Origin of the sequence: Nocardioides alcanivorans, assembly GCF_021555175.1 — a bacterium.
GTDB classification, from domain to species: Bacteria; Actinomycetota; Actinomycetes; order Propionibacteriales; family Nocardioidaceae; genus Nocardioides; species Nocardioides alcanivorans.
Window position 1 is genome coordinate 149726 of the sequence record NZ_JAKGRW010000026.1, and the last position, 25097, is coordinate 174822.

At 68.5% G+C, this 25097-nt stretch carries 24 protein-coding genes and 2 pseudogenes; 22 read left to right on the forward strand and 4 right to left on the reverse strand.

Annotated features, from left to right (window positions below):
- Positions 1 to 2: 2 nt before the first annotated feature.
- A complete protein-coding gene (locus tag L1066_RS14625) occupies positions 3 to 899 on the reverse strand; it encodes an AAA family ATPase (protein ID WP_235737017.1) in 897 nt (298 codons plus the stop codon).
- A 402-nt stretch (positions 900 to 1301) separates the two neighbouring features.
- Between L1066_RS14625 and L1066_RS14630 the strand changes: the two genes are divergently transcribed.
- From L1066_RS14630 to acs, 4 genes and pseudogenes are all read left to right on the forward strand, one after another.
- A complete protein-coding gene (locus tag L1066_RS14630; RefSeq protein WP_235737018.1) occupies positions 1302 to 1640 on the forward strand; it encodes a DUF485 domain-containing protein in 339 nt (112 codons plus the stop codon).
- A gap of 3 nt (positions 1641 to 1643) precedes the next feature.
- Positions 1644 to 3269, forward strand: a complete 1626-nt coding sequence (locus L1066_RS14635) for a monocarboxylic acid transporter (protein WP_235737019.1) — start codon at positions 1644 to 1646, stop codon at positions 3267 to 3269.
- 154 nt (positions 3270 to 3423) lie between these two features.
- Positions 3424 to 4107 carry a hypothetical protein gene (locus L1066_RS14640; protein ID WP_235737020.1) on the forward strand — a complete coding sequence of 228 codons (684 nt, stop codon included), beginning with the start codon at positions 3424 to 3426 and terminating at the stop codon, positions 4105 to 4107.
- Positions 4108 to 4276: 169 nt separating this feature from the next.
- Positions 4277 to 6234 (forward strand): annotated as a pseudogene (gene acs / locus L1066_RS14645) (acetate--CoA ligase).
- A 99-nt stretch (positions 6235 to 6333) separates the two neighbouring features.
- Here acs and L1066_RS14650 read toward each other — a convergent pair.
- Complete coding sequence (locus L1066_RS14650; protein ID WP_235737021.1) at positions 6334 to 6834, reverse strand: RrF2 family transcriptional regulator; 501 nt, start codon at positions 6832 to 6834, stop codon at positions 6334 to 6336.
- A gap of 442 nt (positions 6835 to 7276) precedes the next feature.
- Here L1066_RS14650 and L1066_RS14655 point away from each other — a divergent pair, with 442 nt between their 5' ends.
- From L1066_RS14655 to L1066_RS14720, 14 genes and pseudogenes are all read left to right on the forward strand, one after another.
- Entirely contained in the window at positions 7277 to 8893 is a 1617-nt protein-coding gene (locus L1066_RS14655; protein WP_446499906.1) for an acyl-CoA dehydrogenase family protein, read from the forward strand.
- A gap of 138 nt (positions 8894 to 9031) precedes the next feature.
- Positions 9032 to 9901: a family 43 glycosylhydrolase gene (locus tag L1066_RS14660; RefSeq protein WP_235737022.1), complete on the forward strand. Its 870-nt coding sequence runs from the start codon at positions 9032 to 9034 to the stop codon at positions 9899 to 9901.
- On the forward strand, positions 9898 to 10077 hold the full coding sequence (locus L1066_RS14665; protein WP_235737023.1) for a hypothetical protein: 180 nt from the start codon (positions 9898 to 9900) through the stop codon (positions 10075 to 10077). Before L1066_RS14660 ends, L1066_RS14665 begins: the two co-directional genes overlap by 4 nt.
- A 505-nt stretch (positions 10078 to 10582) precedes the next feature.
- Positions 10583 to 11305 (forward strand): annotated as a pseudogene (locus L1066_RS28720) (proton-conducting transporter transmembrane domain-containing protein); the annotation flags it as partial.
- Positions 11306 to 11366: 61 nt separating this feature from the next.
- The gene (mbhE, locus tag L1066_RS14675) at positions 11367 to 13115 is read left to right on the forward strand and encodes a hydrogen gas-evolving membrane-bound hydrogenase subunit E (protein WP_235737025.1); all 1749 of its coding nucleotides are present in this window, start codon (positions 11367 to 11369) and stop codon (positions 13113 to 13115) included.
- On the forward strand, positions 13112 to 13561 hold the full coding sequence (locus L1066_RS14680) for a Na(+)/H(+) antiporter subunit C (protein WP_235737026.1): 450 nt from the start codon (positions 13112 to 13114) through the stop codon (positions 13559 to 13561). The genes mbhE and L1066_RS14680 overlap by 4 nt, the downstream gene beginning before the upstream one ends.
- On the forward strand, positions 13558 to 15258 hold the full coding sequence (locus L1066_RS14685; RefSeq protein ID WP_235737027.1) for a Na+/H+ antiporter subunit D: 1701 nt from the start codon (positions 13558 to 13560) through the stop codon (positions 15256 to 15258). Before L1066_RS14680 ends, L1066_RS14685 begins: the two co-directional genes overlap by 4 nt.
- Positions 15255 to 15827, forward strand: a complete 573-nt coding sequence (locus L1066_RS14690; protein WP_235737028.1) for a Na+/H+ antiporter subunit E — start codon at positions 15255 to 15257, stop codon at positions 15825 to 15827. Before L1066_RS14685 ends, L1066_RS14690 begins: the two co-directional genes overlap by 4 nt.
- Positions 15824 to 16111 carry an MrpF/PhaF family protein gene (locus L1066_RS14695; protein ID WP_235737029.1) on the forward strand — a complete coding sequence of 96 codons (288 nt, stop codon included), beginning with the start codon at positions 15824 to 15826 and terminating at the stop codon, positions 16109 to 16111. Before L1066_RS14690 ends, L1066_RS14695 begins: the two co-directional genes overlap by 4 nt.
- A complete protein-coding gene (gene mnhG / locus L1066_RS14700; protein ID WP_235737030.1) occupies positions 16108 to 16476 on the forward strand; it encodes a monovalent cation/H(+) antiporter subunit G in 369 nt (122 codons plus the stop codon). The genes L1066_RS14695 and mnhG overlap by 4 nt, the downstream gene beginning before the upstream one ends.
- A 233-nt stretch (positions 16477 to 16709) precedes the next feature.
- Entirely contained in the window at positions 16710 to 17939 is a 1230-nt protein-coding gene (locus L1066_RS14705) for a quaternary amine ABC transporter ATP-binding protein (RefSeq protein ID WP_235737031.1), read from the forward strand.
- Positions 17936 to 18877, forward strand: coding sequence for an ABC transporter permease (locus L1066_RS14710; protein ID WP_312007860.1), 942 nt, complete (start codon positions 17936 to 17938; stop codon positions 18875 to 18877). The genes L1066_RS14705 and L1066_RS14710 overlap by 4 nt, the downstream gene beginning before the upstream one ends.
- An 83-nt stretch (positions 18878 to 18960) precedes the next feature.
- Complete coding sequence (locus tag L1066_RS14715; RefSeq protein WP_235737032.1) at positions 18961 to 19842, forward strand: glycine betaine ABC transporter substrate-binding protein; 882 nt, start codon at positions 18961 to 18963, stop codon at positions 19840 to 19842.
- 205 nt (positions 19843 to 20047) lie between these two features.
- Positions 20048 to 20983, forward strand: a complete 936-nt coding sequence (locus tag L1066_RS14720; protein ID WP_235737033.1) for a TauD/TfdA dioxygenase family protein — start codon at positions 20048 to 20050, stop codon at positions 20981 to 20983.
- Positions 20984 to 21007: 24 nt separating this feature from the next.
- On the opposite strand, the gene L1066_RS14725 is transcribed toward L1066_RS14720, so the two are convergent.
- Together L1066_RS14725 and L1066_RS14730 are read right to left on the reverse strand one after the other, a co-directional pair.
- Complete coding sequence (locus L1066_RS14725; protein ID WP_235737034.1) at positions 21008 to 21424, reverse strand: hypothetical protein; 417 nt, start codon at positions 21422 to 21424, stop codon at positions 21008 to 21010.
- Positions 21425 to 21438: 14 nt separating this feature from the next.
- Positions 21439 to 22824: a thioredoxin-like domain-containing protein gene (locus tag L1066_RS14730; protein WP_235737035.1), complete on the reverse strand. Its 1386-nt coding sequence runs from the start codon at positions 22822 to 22824 to the stop codon at positions 21439 to 21441.
- 66 nt (positions 22825 to 22890) lie between these two features.
- Here L1066_RS14730 and L1066_RS14735 point away from each other — a divergent pair, with 66 nt between their 5' ends.
- Genes L1066_RS14735 through L1066_RS14750 form a run of 4 tightly spaced genes read left to right on the forward strand, consistent with a single transcriptional unit; the run spans position 22891 to position 25095 of the window.
- Complete coding sequence (locus tag L1066_RS14735) at positions 22891 to 23697, forward strand: maleylpyruvate isomerase family mycothiol-dependent enzyme (protein ID WP_235737036.1); 807 nt, start codon at positions 22891 to 22893, stop codon at positions 23695 to 23697.
- A complete protein-coding gene (locus L1066_RS14740; protein WP_235737037.1) occupies positions 23694 to 24065 on the forward strand; it encodes an SDR family NAD(P)-dependent oxidoreductase in 372 nt (123 codons plus the stop codon). Before L1066_RS14735 ends, L1066_RS14740 begins: the two co-directional genes overlap by 4 nt.
- Positions 24011 to 24604, forward strand: coding sequence for an SDR family NAD(P)-dependent oxidoreductase (locus L1066_RS14745; protein ID WP_235737038.1), 594 nt, complete (start codon positions 24011 to 24013; stop codon positions 24602 to 24604). The genes L1066_RS14740 and L1066_RS14745 overlap by 55 nt, the downstream gene beginning before the upstream one ends.
- Positions 24601 to 25095, forward strand: a complete 495-nt coding sequence (locus tag L1066_RS14750; protein ID WP_235737039.1) for a GNAT family N-acetyltransferase — start codon at positions 24601 to 24603, stop codon at positions 25093 to 25095. Before L1066_RS14745 ends, L1066_RS14750 begins: the two co-directional genes overlap by 4 nt.
- The last annotated feature ends 2 nt before the right edge of the window (positions 25096 to 25097 follow it).

Consider the following 25097-nt stretch of genomic DNA (forward strand, 5'->3'; position numbering starts at 1 on the left):
GGTCAGCGCCGTCCCGCGCCCCGCGCCAGTCCGAGTTCCTTGACCGCGCGCTCGTGGTCGGAGAGATGCTTGAGCACCACGCCGAGGGTGCTCGCCGCTGCCTCCTCGTCGAGCTCGTCGATCTCGAGCGCGACCACCGTGCGGGCCCAGTCGATCGCCTCGGCGATGGACGGCGCCTTCTTGAGCTCCAGCTCGCGCAGCCGGGCGACGAGACCGACCACCTGACCGGCCAGGGTCGCGTCGAGACCGGGCACCTGCGACAGCAGGATCTCGGTCTCCCGTTCCGCATCGGGGTAGTCGAGATGGAGGTAGAGGCAGCGCCGCTTGACCGCCTCCGACAGCTCCCGCGTCGCGTTGGAGGTCAGCACCACGAAGGGCCGCCGCACAGCAGCGACGGTGCCCAGCTCGGGGATGGTGACCTGGAAGTCGGAGAGCACCTCGAGCAGCAGGCCCTCCACCTCGACGTCGGTCTTGTCGACCTCGTCGATGAGCAGCACGGTGGGCTCCTCCCGCCGGATCGCCGTGAGCAGGGGCCGGGTGAGCAGGAACTCCTCGGTGAAGATGTCGTCGTGGGTCTCCTGCCACGACGAGTCACCGGAGGCCGCCTGGATGCGCAGCAACTGCTTCTTGTAGTTCCACTCGTACAGCGCGCGGGCCTCGTCGAGCCCCTCGTAGCACTGCAGTCGCACGAGCTCGGCCCCCGTCGCGCGGGCGACCGCCTTGGCCAACTCGGTCTTGCCGACGCCCGCCGGGCCCTCGAGCAGCAGCGGCTTGCCGAGCAGACCTGCGAGGCAGGCCGTGGTCGCGGTGGCCAGGTCGGCGAGGTAGCCGACCTCGCCCAGCCGGGTGAGAGCCGAGGCCGGATCGGGGAACCAGTCGTTGTCCGCAGTCGTGGTCACCCGGCCACCCTACGGGCGACGTACCGAGAAGACAGACCGCCGCCGGCGTGACGGTCGTCGACCACTTGACATGGGGCATCGCTGGACGGGGGATTCCAGCACGGCAGACGATCTCGCCACGCACGGCGGCGGCAATGTGCACTCTACGTCGGCCACCTGAGAGTGCGGCACGAATCGGGCAATATTCGCAGGCGAGCCCTTCCGTACGTCATCTCGCCGGGCCTTGTGGCCGGCCGCGGCAGGCGACGGACCCGACCGGAGGCGGGACCGCTCGTCGTGCCGAGCCGACCACTCACCGATTGCGGCTCCCCGTTGAGCGCGCACTGCGCCCTCGCCCCTGCCGAACGAACGCGCACCGTTCCTAGCGTGATGGGCATCACATCCAACGGAAGGGACGGTTCGGTGACCTCCACCCATGACCAGGCAGATCGGCAGCACGCGGTCTATGAACACCTGCATGCCACACCGGAGTTCCAGGAACTCCGGTCCCGCTACCGCGGATTCGTCTTCCCCGCCACCGTCGCATTCCTCGTCTGGTACCTGCTCTACGTGGTGCTGTCGATGTGGGCACACGACTTCATGAGCCATCGACTCGTCGGCAACATCAACGTCGCGCTGGTCTTCGGACTGCTCCAGTTCGTGACGACGTTCGTGCTGGCGTGGATCTACAGCAACTACTCCAACAAGCACCTCGACCCGCTGGCCCGCACGCTCAACGACGAGTTCCAGAAGGGGGCCTGACGCATGGACGGCAACCAGATGCTGACCGCGACCCTGTTCCTCGCGGTCGTCGCCCTGACCATCTTCATCACCTTCCGTGCCAGCCGGAGCACCAGTGGCACCACGGACTTCTATGCCGGCGGACGCTCCTTCTCCGGATTCCAGAACGGCCTGGCCATCGGTGGCGACTACATGTCGGCCGCCTCGTTCCTCGGCATCTCGGGCCTGATCGCGCTCTCCGGCTATGACGGCTTCCTCTACTCCATCGGTTTCCTCGTCGCCTGGCTGGTGGCGCTGCTGCTGGTCGCGGAGGTGCTGCGCAACTCCGGCAAGTACACGATGGCCGACCAGCTCGCCTACCGAATGAAGCAGCGCCCGGTGCGCACGGCGGCAGCCACCTCGACCGTCGTGGTCTCGATCTTCTACCTGCTCGCGCAGATGGTCGGTGCCGGCGCTCTCGTCACCCTGCTGCTCGGCGTGGAGAGCGAGTGGTTGAAGAACCTGACCATCTTCTTCGTGGGTGCCCTGATGATCTTCTACGTCACGGTCGGTGGCATGAAGGGCACCACGTGGGTCCAGATCGTCAAGGCCGTGCTGCTGATGATCGGATCGGCGCTGATCGTCATCCTCGTGCTCGCGCAGTTCGACTTCAACATCTCCGAACTCCTCGGTAGTGCTGCGGCCAACTCCGGCAAGGACGGCTTCCTCGATCCGGGCCTGGCCTACGGAGCCGACACCACCTCGAAACTGAACTTCGTCTCGCTCGGCCTCGCCCTGGTCCTCGGCACCGCCGGCCTGCCGCACATCCTGATCCGCTTCTACACGGTCCCGACGTCTCGCGACGCCCGCAAGTCGGTGCTCTGGGCGATCGGTCTCATCGGCGCCTTCTACCTCATGACGCTCGTCCTCGGCTTCGGTGCGGCCGCCCTGCTCGACACCAGCCTGGGATCCGCCGTCCAGAAGAGCGGTGGCAACCTTGCGTCGCCGCTGCTGGCCGAAGAGGTCGGCGGAGGAGCCGGTACGACGGGCGGTGCGATCCTGCTCGCCCTGATCGCGGCCGTCGCCTTCGCCACCATCCTCGCCGTGGTGGCCGGGCTGACCCTGACCTCGAGCGCCAGTGTCGCCCACGACCTCTACAACAGCGTCTTCCGCAAGGGCAAGGCGAGCGAGAAGGACGAGCTCAAGGTCGCCCGGATCGCAGCCGGCGCGATCGGCCTGGTCGCGATCATCCTCGCGATCCCGGCCCAGAAGCTCAATGTCGCCTTCCTCGTGGCGCTGGCCTTCGCGATCGCAGCCTCGGCGAACCTGCCGTCGATCATCTACAACATGTTCTGGCGCCGATTCAACACCCGCGGCGCGGTGTGGAGCATCTACGGCGGCCTGATCTCAGCGGTCGGCCTGGTCTTCTTCTCGCCGGTCGTCTCGGGCAAGGTCAACGCGGACGGGAGCAACGCAGCACTCTTCCCCAAGAGCGTCGACTTCTCGTGGTTCCCACTCGAGAACCCCGGCATCGTCTCCATTCCGCTGGCGTTCTTCCTCGGCTGGCTCGGCACGGTCACCTCGCGTGAACCGAGCGCGGAGGAACGCTACAACGAGCTCGAGGTCCGGGCCCTCACCGGCGCCGGCGCGGAAGGAGCCGTCCAGCACTGACCCGTCCCACCCCGCAGGGGCCGCGACCTCGAGAGGTCGCGGCCCCTCGAGGCGTCCCGGCCGGGACGGGCCCGGCCCGGTGGACGCCGGGTCGGCAGCAGGCGTCGGCTCACCTCGTAGGGTGGAGGCAGACCCTGTGCCCAGGAGGCGACATGTGGAAGAAGCTGACCCCCTTGCCGTGCTGGCCGTCCTGGCCGCAGGCTGCGGAGACGACGCCGGCAACAACGACGACCCGGGTGACAGCCCGGCCCGCACCGGCGACGGCGGTGACTACTTCTTCGAGGTCGTCGCCCAGGTCCAGGCCGACAACGCCGAGACGCCCGGCATGCCTCCCCAGCCCGAGTCGCTCGAGGTGATGCTGCCGTGCGGCGCCGAGATGCACAGCCTCGCGGCGACGGACGTCGTGGTGGGCGAGGTGACCGGAGCGACCGAGGGCGACGCCTATGTCTGGGGTGACGAGGCCGAGACACCCGAGCTGCTGAAGGACTTCACCGACCCCAAGGCCGATGCCCGCGACATCCTCATCACGATCTCCGGCAATGTCCTGACCTCAGACGGCGCCCGCGAGCGGACCGAGACCGTGACCGTGCGCACCAGCGTGCCCGACACGGCCGATCCGGAGGAGTTCCTCGAGTCTGCCGGCAACCTCGGCGACGTCGTCGCGCTGCTCTCGCCGCGCCCCAACGACCCGCACGAGGGAGATCTCTTCCCAGCGCTCAACGGTGCCTCGATGGGTCTCGTCGACCAGGACGAGGTGAGCTTCCCGGCACTTGCCGACGGGTTCGCCGGCGACTACACCACCACGGATGCGATCCTCTCCGCCTGTCCGGCCGACTGACCGGACGCCGCAGCGACGCGACCGTTCGCCGCACCGCACGCGCCGCCCGTCGAGCCGATGTGACGTGCGGCTCTCCGGGCGGTCGGGCGAGGCAGTAACGTCGGTCACACAACCCCAGCAGGAGAGGTGAGCGGTGAGCAATCAGCAGCCGGAGGCACTGTCCAACCTGATGCATGAAGAGCGTCGGTTTCCCCGCCGGAGGCGCTGGCCGCCTCGGCCAACGTGACGGAGGAGGCCTACGCCCGAGCCGAGGCCGACCGCGAGGGCTTCTGGGCCGAGCAGGCAGAGCGTCTCGACTGGGGCCGGAAGTGGGACCGGGTGCTCGACTGGGACAACCCGCCCTTCGCCAAGTGGTTCAGCGGCGGCACGATCAATGCCGCTGTCAACTGCGTCGATCGCCACGTACAGGCCGGCCGTGGTGACAAGGTGGCGATCCACTGGGTCGGCGAGCCGGTCGACGACACCCGTGACATCACCTATGCGCAGCTCCAGGACGAGGTCAACAGGGCTGCCAACGCCCTCACCGAACTCGGCGTGGCCAAGGGCGATCGGGTGGCGATCTATCTCCCGATGATCCCCGAGGCCGTCATCACCATGCTGGCGTGCGCCCGCCTCGGCGCCCCGCACACGGTGGTCTTCGGTGGCTTCTCCGCCGATGCACTCGCCAGTCGCATCGTCGACTGCGGGGCCAAGGTCGTGGTCACCGCCGACGGTGGCTACCGCCGGGGCGCGCCTTCCGCGCTCAAGCCGGCGGTCGACGACGCCGTGGCCAAGGCCGACGGCCTCGTGGAGCACGTGCTCGTGGTGCGGCGCACCGGCCAGGACGTCGCTTGGAACGAGTCGGTCGACAAGTGGTGGCACGATGTCGTCGACGCACAGTCGAACGAGCACGTGGCCGAGCTGCACGACGCCGAGCACCCGCTCTACGTCATGTACACCTCCGGCACGACCGGCAAGCCCAAGGGCATCCTGCACACGACCGGTGGCTACCTGGTCGGCACGTCCTACTCGCACTGGGCGGTCTTCGATCTCAAGGCCGACACCGACGTCTACTGGTGCACCGCCGACATCGGCTGGGTGACCGGCCACTCCTACCTGGTCTACGGTCCGCTCGCCAACGGTGCCACCCAGGTGCTCTACGAAGGCACCCCCGACAGCCCGCACAAGGGCCGGTGGTGGGAGATCATCGAGAAGTACGGCGTCACCATCTTCTACACCGCCCCCACCGCGATCCGCACCTTCATGAAGTGGGGCCGCGACATCCCGGCCGGCTTCGACCTCTCCTCCATCCGGGTGCTCGGCTCGGTCGGCGAACCGATCAACCCCGAGGCCTACGTCTGGTACAAGGAGAACATCGGCGGCGGCGCCGGCGACGGAGCAGGTGCGCCGGTCGTCGACACCTGGTGGCAGACCGAGACCGGCCAGATCCTGATCTCGCCCCTGCCCGGCGTGACGGAGGCCAAGCCCGGCTCGGCGATGCGAGCGCTGCCCGGCATCGTCGCCGACGTCGTCAACGACGAGGGCGAGTCGGTGCCGGACGGCAGCGGCGGCTACCTGATCATCCGGGAGCCGTGGCCGGCCATGCTGCGCACCGTGTGGGGCGACGACCAGCGTTTCAAGGACACCTACTGGTCCCGCTGGCCCGGCGTCTACTTCGCCGGCGACGGCGCCAAGAAGGACGAGGACGGTGACATCTGGGTGCTGGGCCGCGTCGACGACGTGATGAACGTGTCCGGCCACCGCCTCTCCACCACCGAGATCGAGTCGGCGCTCGTGTCCCATCCCAAGGTGGCCGAGGCCGCCGTGGTCGGCGCGACCGACGACACGACCGGTCAGGCCGTCTGCGCGTTCGTGATCCTGCGCGACTCCGCCGGTGACGAGGACGCGGCCGACAACGCCGACATCGTCACCGACCTCCGCAACCACGTCGCCAAGGAGATCGGCGCGATCGCCAAGCCCCGGCAGGTGATGGTGGTGCCGGAACTGCCCAAGACCCGCTCCGGCAAGATCATGCGCCGCCTGCTCCGCGACGTCGCGGAGAACCGCGAGATCGGCGACGTCACCACGCTGGCCGACTCCTCGGTGATGAACCTGATCCAGACCGGGATGAACACCAGCGACGACTGATCAGGCGCCGTACGCCCCACCGGGGCTCCGGCCCACATCGCGATAGTCCCTGACGAACTTGTCCTTCCACCGCCCGGACAACTACAAGTTCGTCAGGGACTACGCCGATTTCCCGGGGGTGCTGCAGCTCGGCGGGGCCTGGATCAGTGCGACTGCCAGGCGTCTTCGTCGGCCGTGCGCTTGGTGACCGCCGGGGAGGTCGCCGGCGGCGAGCGCTGCGATGCTCACGTTCTCGAAGACCTCACGCAGGGAGCTGCGGGCGGCGATCCAGACGTGCTGCAGCACCTCCGCGCTCTCGTTGTAGGAGACCGCCTCGGGGCGCAGCCCGTAGACGGAGACCAGCGGGCCATCGACCGCGCGGATCACGTCGGCGATGCTGACCGCCTCCGGCTTCGCCGCCATCCGCCAGCCGCCGGACTGACCGCGCTGGGAGACGACGATGTCGGAGCGCCGCAGGTCGGCGAGGATCGCTTGGAGGAAGCCGTGCGGGATCTCCTGCTGGCGTCCCAACTCCTCGGCACTGACGGGACCGGTGTCGCCGCGACGCGTCATCTCGATCAGCGCGCGCAGGGCGTAGTCGGACTTGGCAGAGACTCGCATGGTCCAAGTCTCTCACTTCGATGGCCATTCTCGAGCAACGGTCGCCCGACCGTCTCACGCGCCGCCACGGTGTGCAGTGGACCACCCCGCCTTGCTTGGGCTTGGGTGCGGGTGAATAATGAATGTTACTGATGAGTAATGGACGGGTCGCGTCCAACCCTGCACACGGAAAAGGTGGGTCAGTGAGCCACTACAAGAGCAACCTGCGTGACATCGAGTTCAACCTCTTCGAGGTGCTGGGCCGGGACAAGATCCTTGGCGACGGCCCCTTCAGCGACGTCGACACCGACACGGCGAAGTCGATCCTCGCCGAGGTCGACAGACTGGCCCGCGAGGACCTTGCCGACTCGTTCGTCGACTCCGACCGGTTCCCCCGGTCTTCGACCCCAGCACCAACTCGGCACCGATCCCGGAGTCGTTCAAGAAGTCCTACCAGGCATGGATGGACGCCGAGTTCTGGCGGCTGCACACCATGGCCGAGCTCGGCGGGACCCCGGCTCCGTCGTCGGTCAACTGGGCCATCGCGGAGCTCGTGCTCGGCGCGAACGCGCCGATCTGGATGTACGCCGCCGGCCCGGCGTTCGCTGGTGTCGTCCACCGCAACGGCAACGAGCGCGACCAGCGCGTCGCCCAGTTCATGGTCGAGCGTCAGTGGGGATGCACGATGGTGCTGACCGAGCCCGACGCCGGCTCCGACGTGGGTGCGGGCCGCGCCAAGGCGACGCCCAACGACGACGGGTCGTGGAACGTCACCGGCGTGAAGCGCTTCATCACCTCGGCCACCAACGACATGACCGAGAACATCATGCATCTCGTCCTCGCCCGCCCCGAGGGCGTCGAGGGTGTCGGCGGCCCGGGCACCAAGGGCCTCTCGCTCTTCTGGATGCCGGAGCACCACTTCGACCACGAGACCGGCGAGCTCACCGGCGAGCGCAACGGTGTCTACGTCACCAACGTCGAGCACAAGATGGGCATCAAGGTCTCCAACACCTGTGAGGTCACCTTCGGGGACCCGCAGGTCGGCGGCGGCGAGCCCGCGAAGGGCTGGCTGCTCGGCGAGGTCCACAACGGCATCGCCCAGATGTTCGACGTCATCGAGAACGCCCGCATGATGGTCGGCACCAAGGCGATCGCGACCCTGTCGACCGGCTACCTCAACGCCCTCGACTACGCCAAGGAGCGCGTCCAGGGCGCCGACCTGACGCGGTCGGCCGACAAGACCGCCCCGCGCGTCACGATCACCCACCACCCCGACGTACGCCGCTCGCTGATGACCCAGAAGTCGTTTGCGGAGGCGATGCGAGCCCTGGTGCTCTACACCGCCTCGTGGCAGGACGAGGTCATGCTCGCCGAGGCGAACGGCACCGACGCGAAGGTGGCGGCCTCGATCAACGACCTGCTGCTCCCGATCGTCAAGGGCTACGGCTCCGAGCGCTCGTGGGTGCTGCTGGGCACCGAGTCGTTGCAGACCTTCGGCGGCTCCGGCTTCCTGCAGGAGTACCCGATCGAGCAGTACGTCCGCGACGCCAAGATCGACACCCTCTACGAGGGCACCACCGCGATCCAGGGCCAGGACCTCTTCTTCCGCAAGATCGTCAAGGACCAGGCCAAGGCACTCGGCCACGTCGCTGGCGAGATCGAGGCGTTCCTCAAGTCCGATGACGCCAACCCCGAGCTCAAGGTCGAGCGCGACCTGCTCGCCAAGGCGCTCGAGGACGGCAACAACCTCGTGGCCACGATGATCGGGCAGCTGATGAGCGCCGACGCCAATGCCGAGGGCGGCGACCTGCGCAACATCTACAAGGTGGGCCTCAACGGCAGCCGCCTGCTCATGGTGCTCGGGGACATCATCTGTGCGTGGCTGCTGCTGCGCCAGGCCGAGGTCGCCCTCGCCAAGCTCGGTGGCGACGTGTCCGAGAAGGACAAGCACTTCTACACGGGCAAGGTCGCCGGCGCCCAGTTCTTCGCCCGCAACGTGCTGCCAAAGATCACTGCGGAGCTGAGCATTGCCCAGGCCACCGACCTCGCCCTGATGGACCTGGACGAGGCTGCTTTCTGATCCACACCCCCGTGTTCCGGGGCCACGGCCGTTCGGCCGTGGCCCCGGGCTCATTTCCACGGACGACCTGCTCGTCCGGAGCCACGGATCTGCGAATAACGACCACTGACGAGCCGTTCCACACGTAGCCTTCGGCCCGTGGGACGCAAGCAACTGGTGGTGTGCGCGGCGCTGTTGGCGATGCTGGGGGCGCTGTGGGGCGCACCCGCTGCGGCCACGAAGGACGCCGCGGATCCGGTGTACGTCGGCCGCCACTTCGGCGACCCGGCCGTGGTCCGCGCGGGCGGCACGTTCATCGCCGTGGGCACCGGACCACTGACCCTGCGGCTGAAGGGAACCTCGCTGCGCAAGTGGAAGTCGCTGCCTCCGGTGTTGAAGCGACTCCCCACGTGGGCGCGCAACGGCGACATCTGGGCGGCCGACCTGGCCAAGGTGCGCAAGAAGTGGGTGCTGTACTACTCCGCCCCCGTCAAGGGCCTGACCCCGAGCGGGCGCTGCATCGGCGTCGCGAAGGCGAGGAAGCCGACCGCCTCCTTCAAGCCGGTCGACAAGGCACCACTCGTCTGCCCGGCCAAGGGCAAGACCCCCGGTGCCGGCAACCAGGCGCCCGGCGAGGGGCTGCCACGCCACGGAGTCATCGACCCCTCCCTCTTCGTCGGCAGCGACGGCTGGCCCGTGCTCTTCTACAAGACCGACGGGCTCCCCTCGACGATCCGGATGCTCCCCCTGCGCAAGAACGGGCTCGAACCGCGCAAGGGCGCGATCAGCCGCGAGGTGCTCCGCAGCGCCGGCGTCATCGAGAACCCCGTGGTGGTCCAACGCGGCAGGAGCTGGTTCCTCTTCACCTCGGAGGGCAGCTACACCCGCTGCACCTACGCGACGCTGTGGCGCAAGGCCTCCTCCCCGACGGCTGGTCGAGCGTCGAGCCCCAGGTGCTGCTGGACCGTCGTACGACAGGCTTGTGCGGCCCGGCCGGGGCCGACGTATTCACCGATCGGGCCCGCATGATGATCGTCTTCCACGCCTGGGCCTGCTGGCAGGGCCGCAAGCCCTGTGGCGCGAAGTTCACGATGGACCGGACCGCGCAGAAGAAGGCGGTCCGGGCGATGTACGTCGCTCGCCTGCGGTTCCGCGACGATGTGCCGTATGTCTCCAAGTACGTGCGTCCGAAGGGTGCTCGCTGAGCGCGTTCCCGCGTCGCGGGAGACCAGATCGACCGCATTCTGGACCAGAGCGATCCACAAAAGCATCTACGCCTCAAGCATGGTGACCAGACGTCAGGAACGACCGATAGAATGACCGCGACCGTCGGCCCGACGACCGAAGGCCCGTAACTTGATCCAGCTGCTCCTCGCCCACCTCGTCCTGGCTGCCCTCGGCCCTGCCGCGGTGACCGTCATGGGACGCCGTGCGTTCCTGCTCATGACCTTGGCGCCTTTGGCGACCCTCGGCTGGGCGATCTCGCTGACCGACCGGGTCCGCGACGGCGAGGTGATCCGCCAGAGCTTCACCTGGGTGGCTGGACTCGACTTCGAGATCGCCTTCCAGCTCGGCACGTTGCAATGGCTCATGACGCTGGTGGTCAGCGGCATCGGCGTGCTCGTCCTCGGCTATTGCGCCTACTACTTCCACGACGGCGATCCCGTCCTGCCGATGTTCACCGGTGTCTTCACCGGCTTCGCCGGGGCGATGCTCGGGCTGGTGCTCGCCGACGACCTGCTCCTGCTCTATGTCTTCTGGGAACTCACCACGGTCTTCTCCTACCTGCTGATCGGCGCCGACCCCGAGAAGCGGGCCAGTCGACTCGCGGCCATGCAGGCACTGATCGTCACCACCTTCGGTGGCCTGGCGATGCTCGTCGGCATGCTGATGCTCGGCCACGAGGCCGGCACCCACCGGATCTCCGACATCCTCGCCGACCCACCGAACGGCGACTGGACCACCGCTGCGGTGATCCTGTTGCTCGTCGGAGCAATCAGCAAGTCGGCCCTCTTCCCCTTCCACTTCTGGCTGCCCGGCGCCATGGCCGCCCCCACGCCGGTCAGCGCCTATCTGCATGCCGCCTCGATGGTGAAGGCCGGCGTCTATCTCGTCGCCCTGCTCGCTCCTGCCTTCGCCGGTGTCCCCGGCTGGCACGGCACCCTGCTCGGGCTCGGCATCGTCACCATGCTGCTCGGCGGCTGGCGTGCGCTGCGGCAGTACGACATCAAGCTGCTCCTGGCCTACGGCACCGTGAGCCAACTCGGCTTCATGCTGGTGGTGCTCGGCATCGGCAACCAAGCGGCCACCCTGGCCGGTCTCGCGGTGCTGCTCGCCCACGCCCTGTTCAAGGCCTGCCTGTTCCTCGTGGTCGGCATCGTCGACCACCAGAGCGGCACCCGTGACCTGCGGGAACTCTCCGGGGTCGGTCGCCGGATGCCGTGGGTCGCGGGCGCAGCGATCGTGGCCGGTGCATCCATGGCCGGCCTCCCCGATGCTCGGCTTCGTCGCCAAGGAGTCCGTCTTCGGTGCCCTCCTCGAGGTCGCGGAGACCAGCGACGGCGACGGCACCGGACTGGCGACGTACGCCGGGTGGCTGGTGCTGGTGGGGATCGTGCTCGGGTCGGTCCTCACCATGGCCTACACCCTGCGTTTCCTGTGGGGCGCCTTCGCCACCAAGCCCGGCGCCGAGCCGACCGAGGTCGCGCCGGTGCCCGTCGGATTCGCCGCGAGCCCGGTCCTGCTGGCCGCACTGAGCGTCGGCCTCGGCTTCTGCGGAGCATGGCTGACCGGGGTGCTCGAACCCCACACCGCAACCTTCCCCGAGGGTCACCACCATGCCGAACTGGCGTTGTGGCACGGCCTCGGGGTGCCGCTGCTCCTCTCCGGGATCGTCGTCGTGCTCGGGGTCGCGCTCTTCATCCGGCGTGCCACGTTCGGACAGCTCCAGGGCGCACTGGCCTCGCAACGCAGTGCCGAGGGCGGCTACCGGGCGCTGATGCGTGCCGTCGACCGGTCGGCGGTCGAGGTGACCGGTCTGACCCAGCGCGGTTCGGTTGCCGCCTACATCGCGGTGATCCTGCTCGTGGTGCTCGCGCTGCCCGGAGCGGCCCTGCTGATGAACCCGCCCGACGAGCTCGAACTGGTCCTGTGGGACGCTCCGTCCCAGGCAGTCGTCGGCGCCCTGGTCTGCATCGCGGCACTCTTCACCGCTCGTTCGCGTCGGCGGCTGCGCGCGGTCATCCTCGTGGGGGTCACCGGCTACGGCACCGGGGTGCTCTTCCTGCTGCACGGCGCCCCCGACCTGGCGCTCACCCAGATCCTCGTCGAGACCACCAGCCTCGTCGTCTTCGTCCTGGTCCTGCGCCGGCTGCCCGAGTACTTCACCGACCGTCCGTTGACCCGGATGCGCTACCTGCGCATGGCGCTGGGGCTGGCGGTCGGCCTGGCGGTCGCCGGGTTCATGCTGATGGCCACCGCCGACCGGAGCGCGGAGCCGCTCAGCGCACTCTTCCCCGGCCCCGCCGTGGAGTTCGGCGGCGGCCACAACATCATCAGCGTGACGCTGGTCGACATCCGCGCCTGGGACACCATGGGCGAGATCTCGGTGCTGGTCGCGGCCGGCACCGGTGTCGCCAGCCTGGTCTTCCTCGACACCCGGCTCTCCGGGATCCGGCGCGTCCACGACATTCCCTATCCGGAGGCCGTGAAGAAGATCCCCACCGCCCCCGGACGCCGGGTCTGGCTGCCGGGGTCGCGCACCCTCACGCCCGACCGTCGCTCGATCATCTTCGAGGTGGTCACCCGGATGATCTTCCACACCATGATGATCCTGTCGGTCTATCTGCTGCTGGCCGGCCACAACCACGTCGGCGGCGGCTTCGCGGCCGGCATGGTCGCCGGCCTCGCCCTGATGGTCCGCTACCTCGTCGGCGGTCGTTATGAGCTCGACGAGGCGGCCCCGATCGACGCCGGCGTGCTCATGGGCATCGGCCTCTTCGTGGCCACCGGCACCGCCATCATGCCGTTGGCCTTCGGCGGCACCGTCCTGCAGAGCGCCGAACTCACCTTCCACCTCGGCCCCTTGGGGGACCCGCACCTGATGACGTCGATGTTCTTCGACATCGGTGTCTACCTCGTCGTGATCGGCCTGTTGCTCGACCTGCTGCGCACCTTCGGCTCCCGACTCGACCGGCAGATCCTCCGCGAGGAGCGCGCCGGGGAACAGGCGGTGCGGCTGTGAACGCCAACGTCACCTTGATCCTGGTGGCCTCCACGCTCATCGGCACCGGGGTCTATCTCATCCTCGAACGCAGCCTGACCCGGGTGCTGGTCGGACTCGTGATGATGGGCAACGGGGTCAACCTGCTGTTCATGATCGCCTCCGGGCCCGCCGGCAGGGCGCCGATCGTGGGCGCCTCCGACGGCGACATGGCCGATCCGCTGCCCCAGGCCCTCGTGCTCACGGCGATCGTGATCACGCTCGGCACGGTCGCCTTCCTGCTGGCAATGGCCCACCGTAGCTGGCAGCTCAACGAGCACGACGACGTACAGGACGACATCGAGGACGCCGCGATCCGCCAGCTGGCGCTGGCCGACGAGGCCTCCGACAGCCACGACCTCAGCCTGAGCACCACGGAGGCGGACGCCGCCACCGACGAGGTCTACGAAGAGGAGGGATCGTCTTGAGCATCAGCATGAGCGCGCTCGTTCCCATGCCCGTGGTCCTGCCCCTCCTGGGCGCCGGGCTCACCCTCGTCTTCTCGCGGCGCCCCCGCACCCAGCGCTTCGTGACCATCGGCGTGCTCGCCGCGGTCGTCGTGATCGCCGCGGTGCTCCTGGTCGCCAGCGACCGGGAGGGTCCTCAGGTGGTCTGGCTCGGCGGCTGGGAAGGCCTCGGCATCGCCCTGGTGGCCGACCGACTCGCCACCTTGATGCTGCTGGTCTCCGCCGTCGTCACCTTGCTGGTGCTCATCTACTCCCTCGGCCAGGGCATGACGGGCGACGAGCGCGAAGCGCCACTGTCGATCTATCACCCGACCTTCCTGGTACTGGTGGCCGGAGTCTCCAACGCGTTCCTCGCCGGCGACCTCTTCAACCTCTTCGTCAGCTTCGAGATGCTGCTCTTCGCGAGCTACGTGCTGCTGACCCTCGGCGGCACCGGCACCCGCATCCGCGCAGGCACGATCTATGTCGTCGTCAACATGCTGTCGTCGATGCTGTTCCTGATCTCCCTGGCCGCGGTCTACGCCGCGATGGGCACGCTGAACTTCGCCCAGCTGGCCGAGCGAGTGCCCGAGCTGTCGCACACCACCTCGCTGGTGCTGCACCTGTTGCTGCTGGTGACCTTTGCGATCAAGGCCGCTGTCTTCCCGCTCTCCTTCTGGCTCCCCGACAGCTATCCGACCGCTCCGGCACCGGTCACAGCCGTGTTCGCGGGCCTGCTCACCAAGGTCGGTGTCTACGCGATCCTGCGGGTGCAGACATTGATCTTCCCCGACCACTCCGTCGGTGACGTGCTGTTGTGGGCAGCCCTGCTGACCATGGTGATCGGCATCCTCGGTGCGGTCGCACAGTCCGACATCAAGCGAATGTTGTCCTTCACCCTGGTCAGCCACATCGGCTACATGATCTTCGGCATCGGCCTGGCCACCGAGAGCGGAGTCTCCGGCGCGATCTTCTACGTCGCGCACCACATCACCATCCAGACCGCGCTCTTCCTGGTGGTGGGGCTGGTCGAACACCGAGCCGGGAGTACGGCGCTGCTCCGGCTCGGCGGACTCGCTCGGCTCTCGCCGCTGCTCGCCCTCCTCTTCTTCGTCCCAGCCATGAACCTTGCAGGCATCCCACCCATGTCGGGCTTCCTCGGCAAGGTCGGCCTGCTCCAGGCGGGACTCGACGACGGCAGCTGGCTCGCGATCACCCTGGTCGTCGGCGGCGTCCTCACCAGCCTGCTCACCCTCTATGCGGTCGCCAAGACCTGGGCGCTGGCCTTCTGGCGCAGCCCCATCCAGGCCCACGAGATGGCCAAGCAGCTTCCCGAGCTCGAGGGCGAGCTCGATGACGCCCAGCTCGCAGCAGGCATGCGGGTGCACCGTGCCCACGTGCACGTCGGTGGCGCAGCCTTCGACAGCCGCGACCTCGCGGCGGCACGCCGGGTGATCGATGACGAGGCACCCGACCGCGACCTCTACCAACGCCTGCGCGAGGGTTCGCTGCCCAAGAAGATGCCGACCATGATGGTGCTCCCCACCGCCGCCCTCATCACGATCAGCCTGGTGCTGACCCTCGTGGCCGGCCCGCTCTTCGCCCTGACCGACCGCGCAGCGAGCGACCTGCTGGAGCGCACGCCGTACCTCACCGCCGTGTTGGGAGACGACTCATGAGCCCGCGGGTGAAGGTGACCCGGAGCGGGAAGGTCCGGCCGGCGCGCTACAAGTCGCTGCAGTGGCCGGCGCTGGTGTGGCTGACGCTCGTGTGGATGGCGCTGTGGCGCACCTGGACGCTGGGGCACCTGGCCCTCGGCTTCGTCGTGTCGGTGCTGGTGTGCCTGGCCTTCCCGCTGCCGCCGCTGCGGGTCACGATGCGGCCCAACCCCATCGCCTGCGTCTGGCTCGTGGTGCGCTTCATGTGGGACGTCATCGTCTCCAGCGTGGAGGTGGCCAAGGTCGTGCTGCGACCCAAGGGGCTGACCAACGCCATCGTGGAGGTCGACCTCGTCGCCCCCTCCGACTTCGTGCTGACCATCGTTGCGGAGATGACCACCTTGATCCCCGGCAGCGTCGCGCTGGAGGCCCGGCGCTCCACGCACACGCTCTTCTTCCACGTGATCAACGTGAAGACCGACGAGGACGTCGAGAAGTTCCGGCGCACCGTGCTCGCCCAGGAGCAGCGCGTGCTGCGCGCGTTCGGCAGCCCCAGGGACCCCAGCAGCCCCGAGAAGGTGATCTTGTGACCGTCGTCCTCGCCATCTGCATGGGGTTGCTCGGCCTGTCGGCCCTGTGCCTGCTGGCCCGGGCCACCATGGGCCCGACCATGCTCGACCGCACCGTTGCCCTCGACGTACTCCTCGCCGTGGTCATCTGCGCCGTCGGCGTGGAGGCCGCCGTCAACGAGCACACCTTCACGCTGCCGATCCTGCTGGTGCTGACGCTGCTGGGCTTCGTGTGCTCGGTGAGCATCGCTCGCTTCACCAAGGGCAGTGACGACATCGAGGCCGAGAAGGAGGCGAACCGATGAACTGGACCACCGTCTTCGACGTGATCGCGGCCATCTGCCTGTTGGCCGGAGCGCTGCTCACCTTCATCGCCGGCCTCGGCCTGGTGCGCCTGCCCGACCTGCTCTCCCGGATGCACGCCGCCACCAAGCCTCAGGTTCTGGGACTCTGCCTGGTGCTCACCGGCCTCGGCTTCCGGTTGCGCGACCTCGAGGTGGTGGCGCTGCTGGTCCTCGTCGGCCTGTTCCAGCTGATCACCTCGCCGGTCGCCAACCACATGGTGGCGCGGGCCGCCGTGCGCGCCGGCCAGATCGACCGTGACCGACTCATCGTCGACGAGCTGACCCCCGTCCTGGAGAACTTCGACGAGCCGCGAGGGGCACCCTGATCCTGCCGCCCGCAGGGAGCCGGACGGCCTCGAATGTAGGGATCTGACAAGTGGGCCACATGTCCGGATTCCTCCGCATTCACCTGGGGATGAATCGCAACAACCAGACATGGGATGTTAGATTGCCGGGGCCAAGGTTCGTCCGGAAGCACAACTCAACCTCTGTTCGGGCCGTCGGCCCACGAGGGAGCCGTGAAGTGCGGACCCGCAGCAACAAGGGGTGAACCGAGTTCGTGCCGTTGATCGAACTGTCAGGTGTCCACAAGATCTTCGGCAAGCGACCCCAGAAGGCGCTGGTCAGACTCCAGAACGGCGCCACCCGTGAGGAGTTGCGTGCCGACGGCATCACTGCGGCAGTGATCGATGCTTCGTTCTCGGTCGATGCGGGCCAGATCTTCGTCGTCATGGGACTCTCCGGATCCGGGAAGTCCACGCTGATCCGCATGGTCAACGGGCTGCTCGAGCCCACCGCCGGCTCCGTGGTCGTGGGCGGGGAAGACCTGGCCAAGCTGGATGCGCGCAAGCTTCGTCGCGCCCGTCGCGACAAGGTCAGCATGGTCTTCCAACACTTCGCGCTGCTCCCTCACCGGACCGTGGGTGAGAACGCGGCGTACGCCCTCAAGGTCAAGGGCGTGAACCGCGCCGAACGGGAGAAGCAGGCGGAGCAGGCCCTCGAGATGGTCGGTCTCGGCGGCTGGGGCGGCTCGCTGCCCAGCGACCTCTCCGGCGGCATGCGGCAGCGGGTGGGCCTGGCCCGGGCGCTGGCCGCCGGCACCGAGGTGATGCTGATGGACGAGGCGTTCAGCGCACTCGACCCGCTGATCCGCCGGGAGATGCAGGACCAACTCATCGACCTGCAGACGAAACTCGACAAGACCATCCTGTTCATCACCCACGACCTCAACGAAGCCATGCGCCTGGGCGATGGCATCGCGATGATGCGTGACGGTCGCGTGGTGCAGCAGGGCACCGCCGAGCAGATCCTCAACGACCCGGCCACCGACTACGTCGCCCAGTTCGTGCAGGACGTCGACCGCACGAAGGTGCTCACCGCCTCCTCCGTCATGGAGCGGCCGGTCGCCGTGCTCGGTGCCGGGCAGGGCCCCCGCGCCGCCCACAAGCTGATGCGCGAGAACCAGCTGAACTCGATCATGGTGGTCGACCGTCAGCAACGGCTGCAGGGAGTGATCACCGAGTCCGTCGCCGCCGACGCGGTCAAGGCCGGCAAGGACAGCCTCGACGGACTGCTCGTCGATGCCCACCTGGTCACGCCCGACACCACGCTCTCCGAGCTCTTCACGCCGTCGGCCGAGCAGCCGGCTCCGCTCGCCGTCGTCGACGGCGAACGCCTGGTCGGTGTGATCGCCCGAGTCACGTTGCTCAGCGCACTCGGCAACGTCAGCACCAACGGGGGCGACCTCGTCACCGCGGGAGCCGGCGCAGCGGAAGGAGACCACGTATGAGCGCCGTGTTGAACGCCGACGTGTTGAACGCCGAGAAGGTGCACGGAGTGCCGCGGATCCCGCTGGGCGACAAGATCGTCGAGGGCGTCGACTGGATCATCGCCAACTTCGGCGACTTCCTCGACCGGGTCGGTCGCAACATCGAGGACACCGTCAACTCCTTCACCGACCTGCTGCTGACGCCAGCGCCGCTGGTGATGGTCGCGATCCTGGCCCTGCTCGCCTGGCTGGCGAAGGACTGGAAGTTCGCCCTCGGCAGTGTGGTTGGCCTGGTCCTGGTGATCGGCATGGACCAGTGGGAGAACACCATGGCCACCGCCTCGCTCGTGGTCTCCGCCACCGTCGTGGCCCTGGTCATCGGCATCCCGATCGGCATCCTGGCCGCGCGCTTCGGCAAGGTCAGTGCCGTGGTGAAGCCCGTGATGGACTTCATGCAGACGATGCCGGCCCTGGTGTGGCTGGTGCCGGTCGTGATGCTCTTCGGCGCGGGCGTCCACGCCGGTCTGGTCGCCACCGTCATCTTCGCGTTGGCCCCCGGCGTCCGCTTCACCGAGCTCGGCATCCGTCAGGTCGACGCCGAGGTCGTCGAAGCCGGCCATGCCTTCGGTGCCACGCCTCGCCAGATCCTCCGCGAAGTGCAGCTTCCCCTCGCCATGCCGACCGTGATGGCCGGCGTCAACCAGGTCATCATGCTGTCGCTGTCGATGGCAGTCATCGCCGGCATGGTCGGCGGTGGCGGACTCGGCGGCGACGTCGTCGGCGCGATCGCCAACCTCGAGGTCGGACTCGGTTTCGAGGCCGGTCTCAGCGTGGTGGTCCTGGCGATCTTCCTCGACCGCATCACCGCCAGCGCAGGCTCACGCCGCCCCGGGCACGGTCGCCTGAAGACCCTGCGCACCAAGTTCAGCAAGGGCGAGCGGCAACCTGCTGCCGCCTGACCAGAGTTCTCCAGTTTCCTCTCGGGACGACTAGAAGAGCGCCGGGTCCCCGGACCGCGGGCGTGTAACAGAAGGGACGACGTATGAGTACGACCGTGTGGAAGAAGGTCTGCGCCGGCATCGCCGCGCTCGGCCTGACCTTGTCGCTGGCGGCCTGTGGCGACGACGACAGTGGCAGCGACGGCAAGTCGATCACCCTGGGCATCATCCCGGGCTGGACCGACGGCGTGAGCATGGCCAATCTCTGGAAGGTCGTCCTCGAGGACGAGGGCTACGACGTGAAGATCGATGAGCTCGGCGACGCGCCGCTCCTCTACACCAGCCTCAACCGCGGCGACGTCGACGTCTACCCGTCCGCGTGGCCGGAGGTCACCCACGCCTCCCTGATGGAGAAGTTCCCCAAGCTCGAGGACCTGGGCTCCTACTACGACAACGCGAAGCTGACCTTCGCGGTGCCGGAGTACAGTTCCTTGCAGTCGATCGAGGACCTGAAGGGCAAGGGCAGCGACTACGACGGCAAGATCATCGGCATCGAGCCCGGCGCCGGCCTCACCAAGATGACCAAGGAATCGGTCATGCCGGAGTACGACCTCGAGGACGAGTACCAGCTCGTCACCTCGTCGACGGCCACCATGCTCGCGGAGCTGAAGCGTGCCGTCGACGCCGACCGCGACATCGTCGTCACACTGTGGCGCCCGTTCTGGGCCAACAGCAGCTTCCCGGTGCGCGACCTCGAGGATCCGAAGGGCGCCCTGGGCGACTCCGAGACCCTCAACGAGATCGCTCGGCCCGACTTCGCCGACGACTTCGCAGATGTCGCCGACATGATGACGAAGGCCAAGCTCACCGACGAGCAGTACGGCGAGTTGGAGGACCTCGTGGTCAACACCTACAAGAACGACCCGGAGAAGGCCGCCAAGGAGTGGCTGGAGAACAACCCGGACTGGCTCGACAGCATCAAGTGACGACCTGACCGACGGCGCTCGGCGGCAACCGAGCTGACGCCGTACGTCGGCACTCGCCCGCGGCGCGGATCCCCAGGGGTCCGCGCCGCGGCTGATTTCAGGGTTGTGCTCATGCGGATCGAAACCCTTGGGTCCGACGGCGCGACGGAGGACCGTAGTACTCACGACCGCGGCCACGAGGGCCGCTTGACGAGAGGACACGAGCATGACCATCGCCCTGGACCGTGAGACCACCAGCAAGATCAGCGTGCACAAGCTGGGCAGCCGCATCGGTGCCCGCATCGAGGGCGTCCAGCTCGGCGGCAACCTCGACGCGGAGACCGTCGCACAGATCCGGGCGGCCATCCTTGCGCACAAGGTCGTCTTCTTCCGTGGCCAGCACCACCTCGACGACGAGCAGCAGATCGCCTTCGGTCAGCTGCTCGGCCCGCTCACCACCGCCCACCCCACGGTCAACACCGGCAGCGCCCGCGTGCTCTCCCTCAAGGCCACCCAGGGCATGGCCGCCAACTCCTGGCACACCGACGTGACCTTCGTCGACCGGGTGCCCGCGTTCTCGATCCTGCGCGGGGCCACGATCCCCGAGTACGGCGGAAATACGGTCTGGGCCAACACCGCCACCGCCTACGAGGCCCTCCCGCCCCAGCTGAAGGCCTTCGTCGACGACCTGTGGGCGACGCACTCCAACGACTACGACTACGCGCACCAGACCGACAGCCGCGCCGGTGAGAGCACCGCACAGTTCCTCAAGGAGGAGTTCGCCCGGGAGATCTACCTGACCGAGCACCCGGTGGTGCGCGTCCACCCCGAGACCGGCGAGCGGGCGCTCGTGCTGGGCCACTTCGTGAAGCAGTTCTCCGGCTTCAACCAGAAGGAGTCCTCGATCCTGTTCAACCTGCTGCAGGACCGCGTCACCAAGCTGGAGAACACCATCCGCTGGCAGTGGCTCCAGGGCGACGTCGCGATCTGGGACAACCGCGCCACCCAGCACTACGCCGTCGCCGACTTCGACACCCAGACCCGCGAGGTGCGCCGCATCACCGTCCAGGGCGACGTACCCGTCTCCATCGACGGCCGCCGCAGCCGCGTCGTCCAGGGCGACGCCTCCGTCTACAACGAGCTCGACAAGCTGATCAGCTGACACGCGGTTCAAGGCGGATCGTCCCTAACAGATTTGTAGTTTTCGGCCGGAATCTACAAATCTGTTAGGGACGATCCCCATTTTGGGGTGGCCAATGACAGTGGGAGTGTCAGTGGGAGGTGCCCCCGAGGGGAGGGAGAGCACGCCTGAACCGTCGGCGACGACCCGGAGCGGGACTCCCCAGTCCTGCTGGTGCATGCGGCAGGCGGCGCCCTCGCCGTCACCGATGTCGCAGGAGGCGGCACGGGCGGCGACATGGAGAATGCCCTCACCGACGGCGGGGTCGAGCTCCAGGACCCGGGCCAGGTCGGTGCCGTGGCCGTCACCGGAGCGGATCAGGGCCGACGGGGTCGCGGTCACCACCAGGTGGGTCGCCGCCCCGAATCGTTCGTCGACCTTCTGACCGGGCGGCGGCGTGAAGGGGACCGTCAGCCTGACCACGGCGCCGACCTCCGTCACCGGACGCTGGGTCCGAGTCGACGTGCCCGTCGCCTCCCTGCTCCCAGCACGACCGGCACGATTCGGTGCTCGCCCGACTCAACGACGTACGTCGTCCCGGCCGTCACGAGCAGGTCTGCCGGATCGGCGAGTCCCACCGCGAGGGTCCGCAGCCGGCCGGTCTCGGGGTCGAATCCACGGATGGCGCCGTTGTAGGTGTCGCACACCGCGACCGTGCCGTCTGGCAGCACCTGCACCCCCAGGGGGTGCTGGAGCCGAGCCTCCTCACGCTCACCGTCGCGGAAGCCGAAGTCGAAGAGCCCCAGTCCGACGGCCGTGTGCACGGCGCCGTCGGCGACCCAGCGCAGGGCGGAGGTCTCCGAGTCGGCAACCCACATCCGGTCGCCGTCGGGCGCGAGGGCAGACGGTTGGGCGAACCAAGCGTCGGCGAGCGAGCCGTCGCGCAGCCCCTCGTTGCTGGTGCCACCCACCACCTCGACGGCTCCGGTGCGCGGGTCGAAGGTCCACAGCTGGTGGGTGCCGGCCATCGCGATCCACACTCGCTCCTGCCACCAGGCCACGTCCCACGGGCTGCTCAGCGAGGTCGTCGGCTCACCCTGCATCCACTGGCGGCCGTCGCCCGCGAGGGTGCGCACCTCGCCGGTCGCCAAGGTGATGCCGCCCAGTCTGTGGCCGACCGTGTCGGCGACGACCACGTCATAACCCACGCCGGAGGCGACGTCGGCAGGCAGCACGCAGAGCCCATTGGGCTCGCGGAAGCCGGTGAAGCGGGCGATCTCCTCACCGTCGCGCAGCTGCACGACCGCATCGTGCCCCGCGTCAGCCACCAGAACCGTGTCGTCAGGACCCAACTCGGCCCGGGCCGGGAAGCGCAGCAGCGTGTCGACCACCTCGGGCGGGGTGTACGTCGCAGCGCCCGGTTGCAGGGTGTGCTTGCGACGATGCTCCTCGACCAGCTCCTCGAGAAGTGCGTCGAGAGCATGCGCATGACCCTCCCCGGCATAGGTGGCCACGACGTAGCCCTCGGGGTCGACGAGCACCAGGGTCGGCCAGGCCTTGGCTGCGTAGGCCTGCCAGGTGATGAGCTCCGGATCGTCGAGCACCGGGTGGGTCACCCCGTGACGCTCCACCGCTCGGGCCAGCGCTTCGGGATCGGCCTCGTGCTCGAACTTCGGCGAGTGCACACCCACGACCACCAGCTCGTCGGCCCACTTCTCCTCGACCGGTCGCAGCTCCTCCAACACATGGAGGCAGTTGATGCAGCAGAAGGTCCAGAAGTCGAGGAGCACGAAGCGGCCCCGCAGCTCGCGCATCGTCAGCGGACGGTCGGTGTTGAGCCAACCCCGGCCGCGGACCTCGGGGGCTCGGACGCTTCTGGGCACGTCACGATTGTCCCAGCGGACGCAAACCCCCTGTGCCCGGAGCCCCACGATCAGTAGGGTGCGAGCATGACTGACGCCGAGGAACTGGCCGGCTACATCGCGGTGTGGAAACGGTCCGTGGACGACTTCATTGCGCTGATGGAGGAGGTCCCGGCCGCGGAGTGGTCGAGGACCACCGACCTCGAGGGATGGGACGTGCACGCAGTGGTCGCCCACATCGCGCACCTCGAGGCCCTGTTGGCCGGCGCCCGCCACGACGAGCTCGAGATCGGCGAGCCGCCGCACGTGAAGAGCCCCATGGGAATCTTCACCGAGCAGGGGGTCGTGGCCCGCCGTGACCGCACCCCCGACGAGTTGCTCGACGAGATCCGCGCCGCGGTGCGCTCTCGCGCCGCGGCGTTGGACGCTGCTCCTCCCACCGACGGCTCGGTGCCGGCACCGGGCCTCTTCGGTGCCATCGGATGGAACCAGCGCACGCTCCTGCGCAACCGGCCGCTCGACGTGTGGATGCACGAGCAGGACGTACGCCGAGCCATCGGTCGTCCCGGCAACCTCGACGGCCCTGCTGCCCACCACGTCTCCTCCTACCTGATGGAGTCGCTGGGGTTCGCGGTCGCCAAGCGCGCTGGTGCCCCGGCGGGCACCACCGTCGTGCTCGAGGTCGACGGGGTGGGTACCACCGCTGTGCGGGTCAACGACTCCGGTCGCGCGGAGCAGGTCGAGCCGCCCGCCGACCCGACGGTGCGCCTCGCCATGCCGGTGGCCGACCACGTCGTGCTCGCCGGCGGCCGCAGTGCTCCCGCGGACGTGCGCATCGGAGGCGACCGTGACCTCGCCGATCGCATCCTCGCGGTCATGGGCGTCACTCCGTGACCGTCGACCTCGGCGACCAGTCGGGTCGAACCTTCGTCGTCACCGGCGCCACCAGCGGCCTCGGCCGGGAGACCGCACTGGCCCTGGCCGGTGCGGGCGCCCGGGTCGTGCTGGCGGCGCGCTCGGCCGAACGAATCGCCACGACCCGGACCGCGATCGAGCGTCGCGTGCCGCAGGCCCGTCTCGAGCAGCTGATCGTCGACCTGGCCGACCTCTCCTCGGTGCGTCACGCTGCCGGGCATGCGGTCCGCCTCGGCCCGGTCGACGTGCTGGTCAACAACGCCGGCGTGATGGCCACCCCCACACCCGCACCGTGGACGGCCTCGAGCTGCAGATGGCCACGAACCACTTCGGCCCCTTCCTCCTGACCGGCCTCCTGCTGCCGCAACTGGTGCTGTCGGGCCGCGGGCGTGTCGTCAACGTCTCCTCCGGTCTCCACCACGCCGCACGCACCGCACCGCTGGCCGAGCCCCGCGCCCAGACCGGCCGCTACGGCCGCTGGCAGGTCTACGCCCAGACCAAGCTGGCCAACCTGCTCATGGCACTCGAGCTCGACCGGCGGTGCCGCGAGGTCGGCCTCCCCGTCGAGGGGCTGGCCGCCCATCCGGGGTACGCCGCCACCCACCTCCTCGCCCACGGCCAGACGCTGGGGACGAAGGGTCGAGCCCATGCCATCCTCCACGCTGCCCAGCGCGCAACCGGACAACCCGCTGCCGCCGGTGCCCAGCCGATCCTGATGGCGGCAACGGCCGACCTGCCGGGCGGCACGTTCTGCGGACCCGACGGCTTCCGCGAGCTTCGTGGCGAGGCCACCGTGGTGCGTCCGTCAAAGCTGGCCCGGGACCCACGGGCACAACAGGCGCTGTGGGAACTGAGCCAACGCACCGTCGGTCTGGAGTGGCCATGAGCGCGTTGTTGCGACCGATCGAGCCGGACGACCACGCCTTCGTGCTCGAGCTCAACGAACGCAACGTCGAGGTGCTCTCGCCCATGGACGGGGCGCGACTCGAGGCGCTGCTGGGTTGGGCCCACCAGGCGGTGATCATCCAGCACGACGGTGAGCGCGCCGGCTTCGTGCTCACCTTCGCCTCGGGCGCCGACTACGACTCCGGCTACTACCGGTGGTTCTCCGAACGCTTCGACGACTTCCGCTATCTCGATCGGGTCGTCATCGATGAGCCCTACCGGCGTCTCGGCCTCGGCGCGAGGACCTATGCCGAACTCGAGAAGTCCCTGGGCGACGTACCCCTGCTGCTGGAGGTCAACGTCGACCCGCCGAACGAGGCGTCGTTGGCCTTCCACGCCGGCCGTGGCTACGTGGAAGTTTCCCGACTCGGCCCACCGGGCAGACAGGTGTCAATGATGCGCGGGCCGAACCGGTCGGTGCAGACAACGTGAAG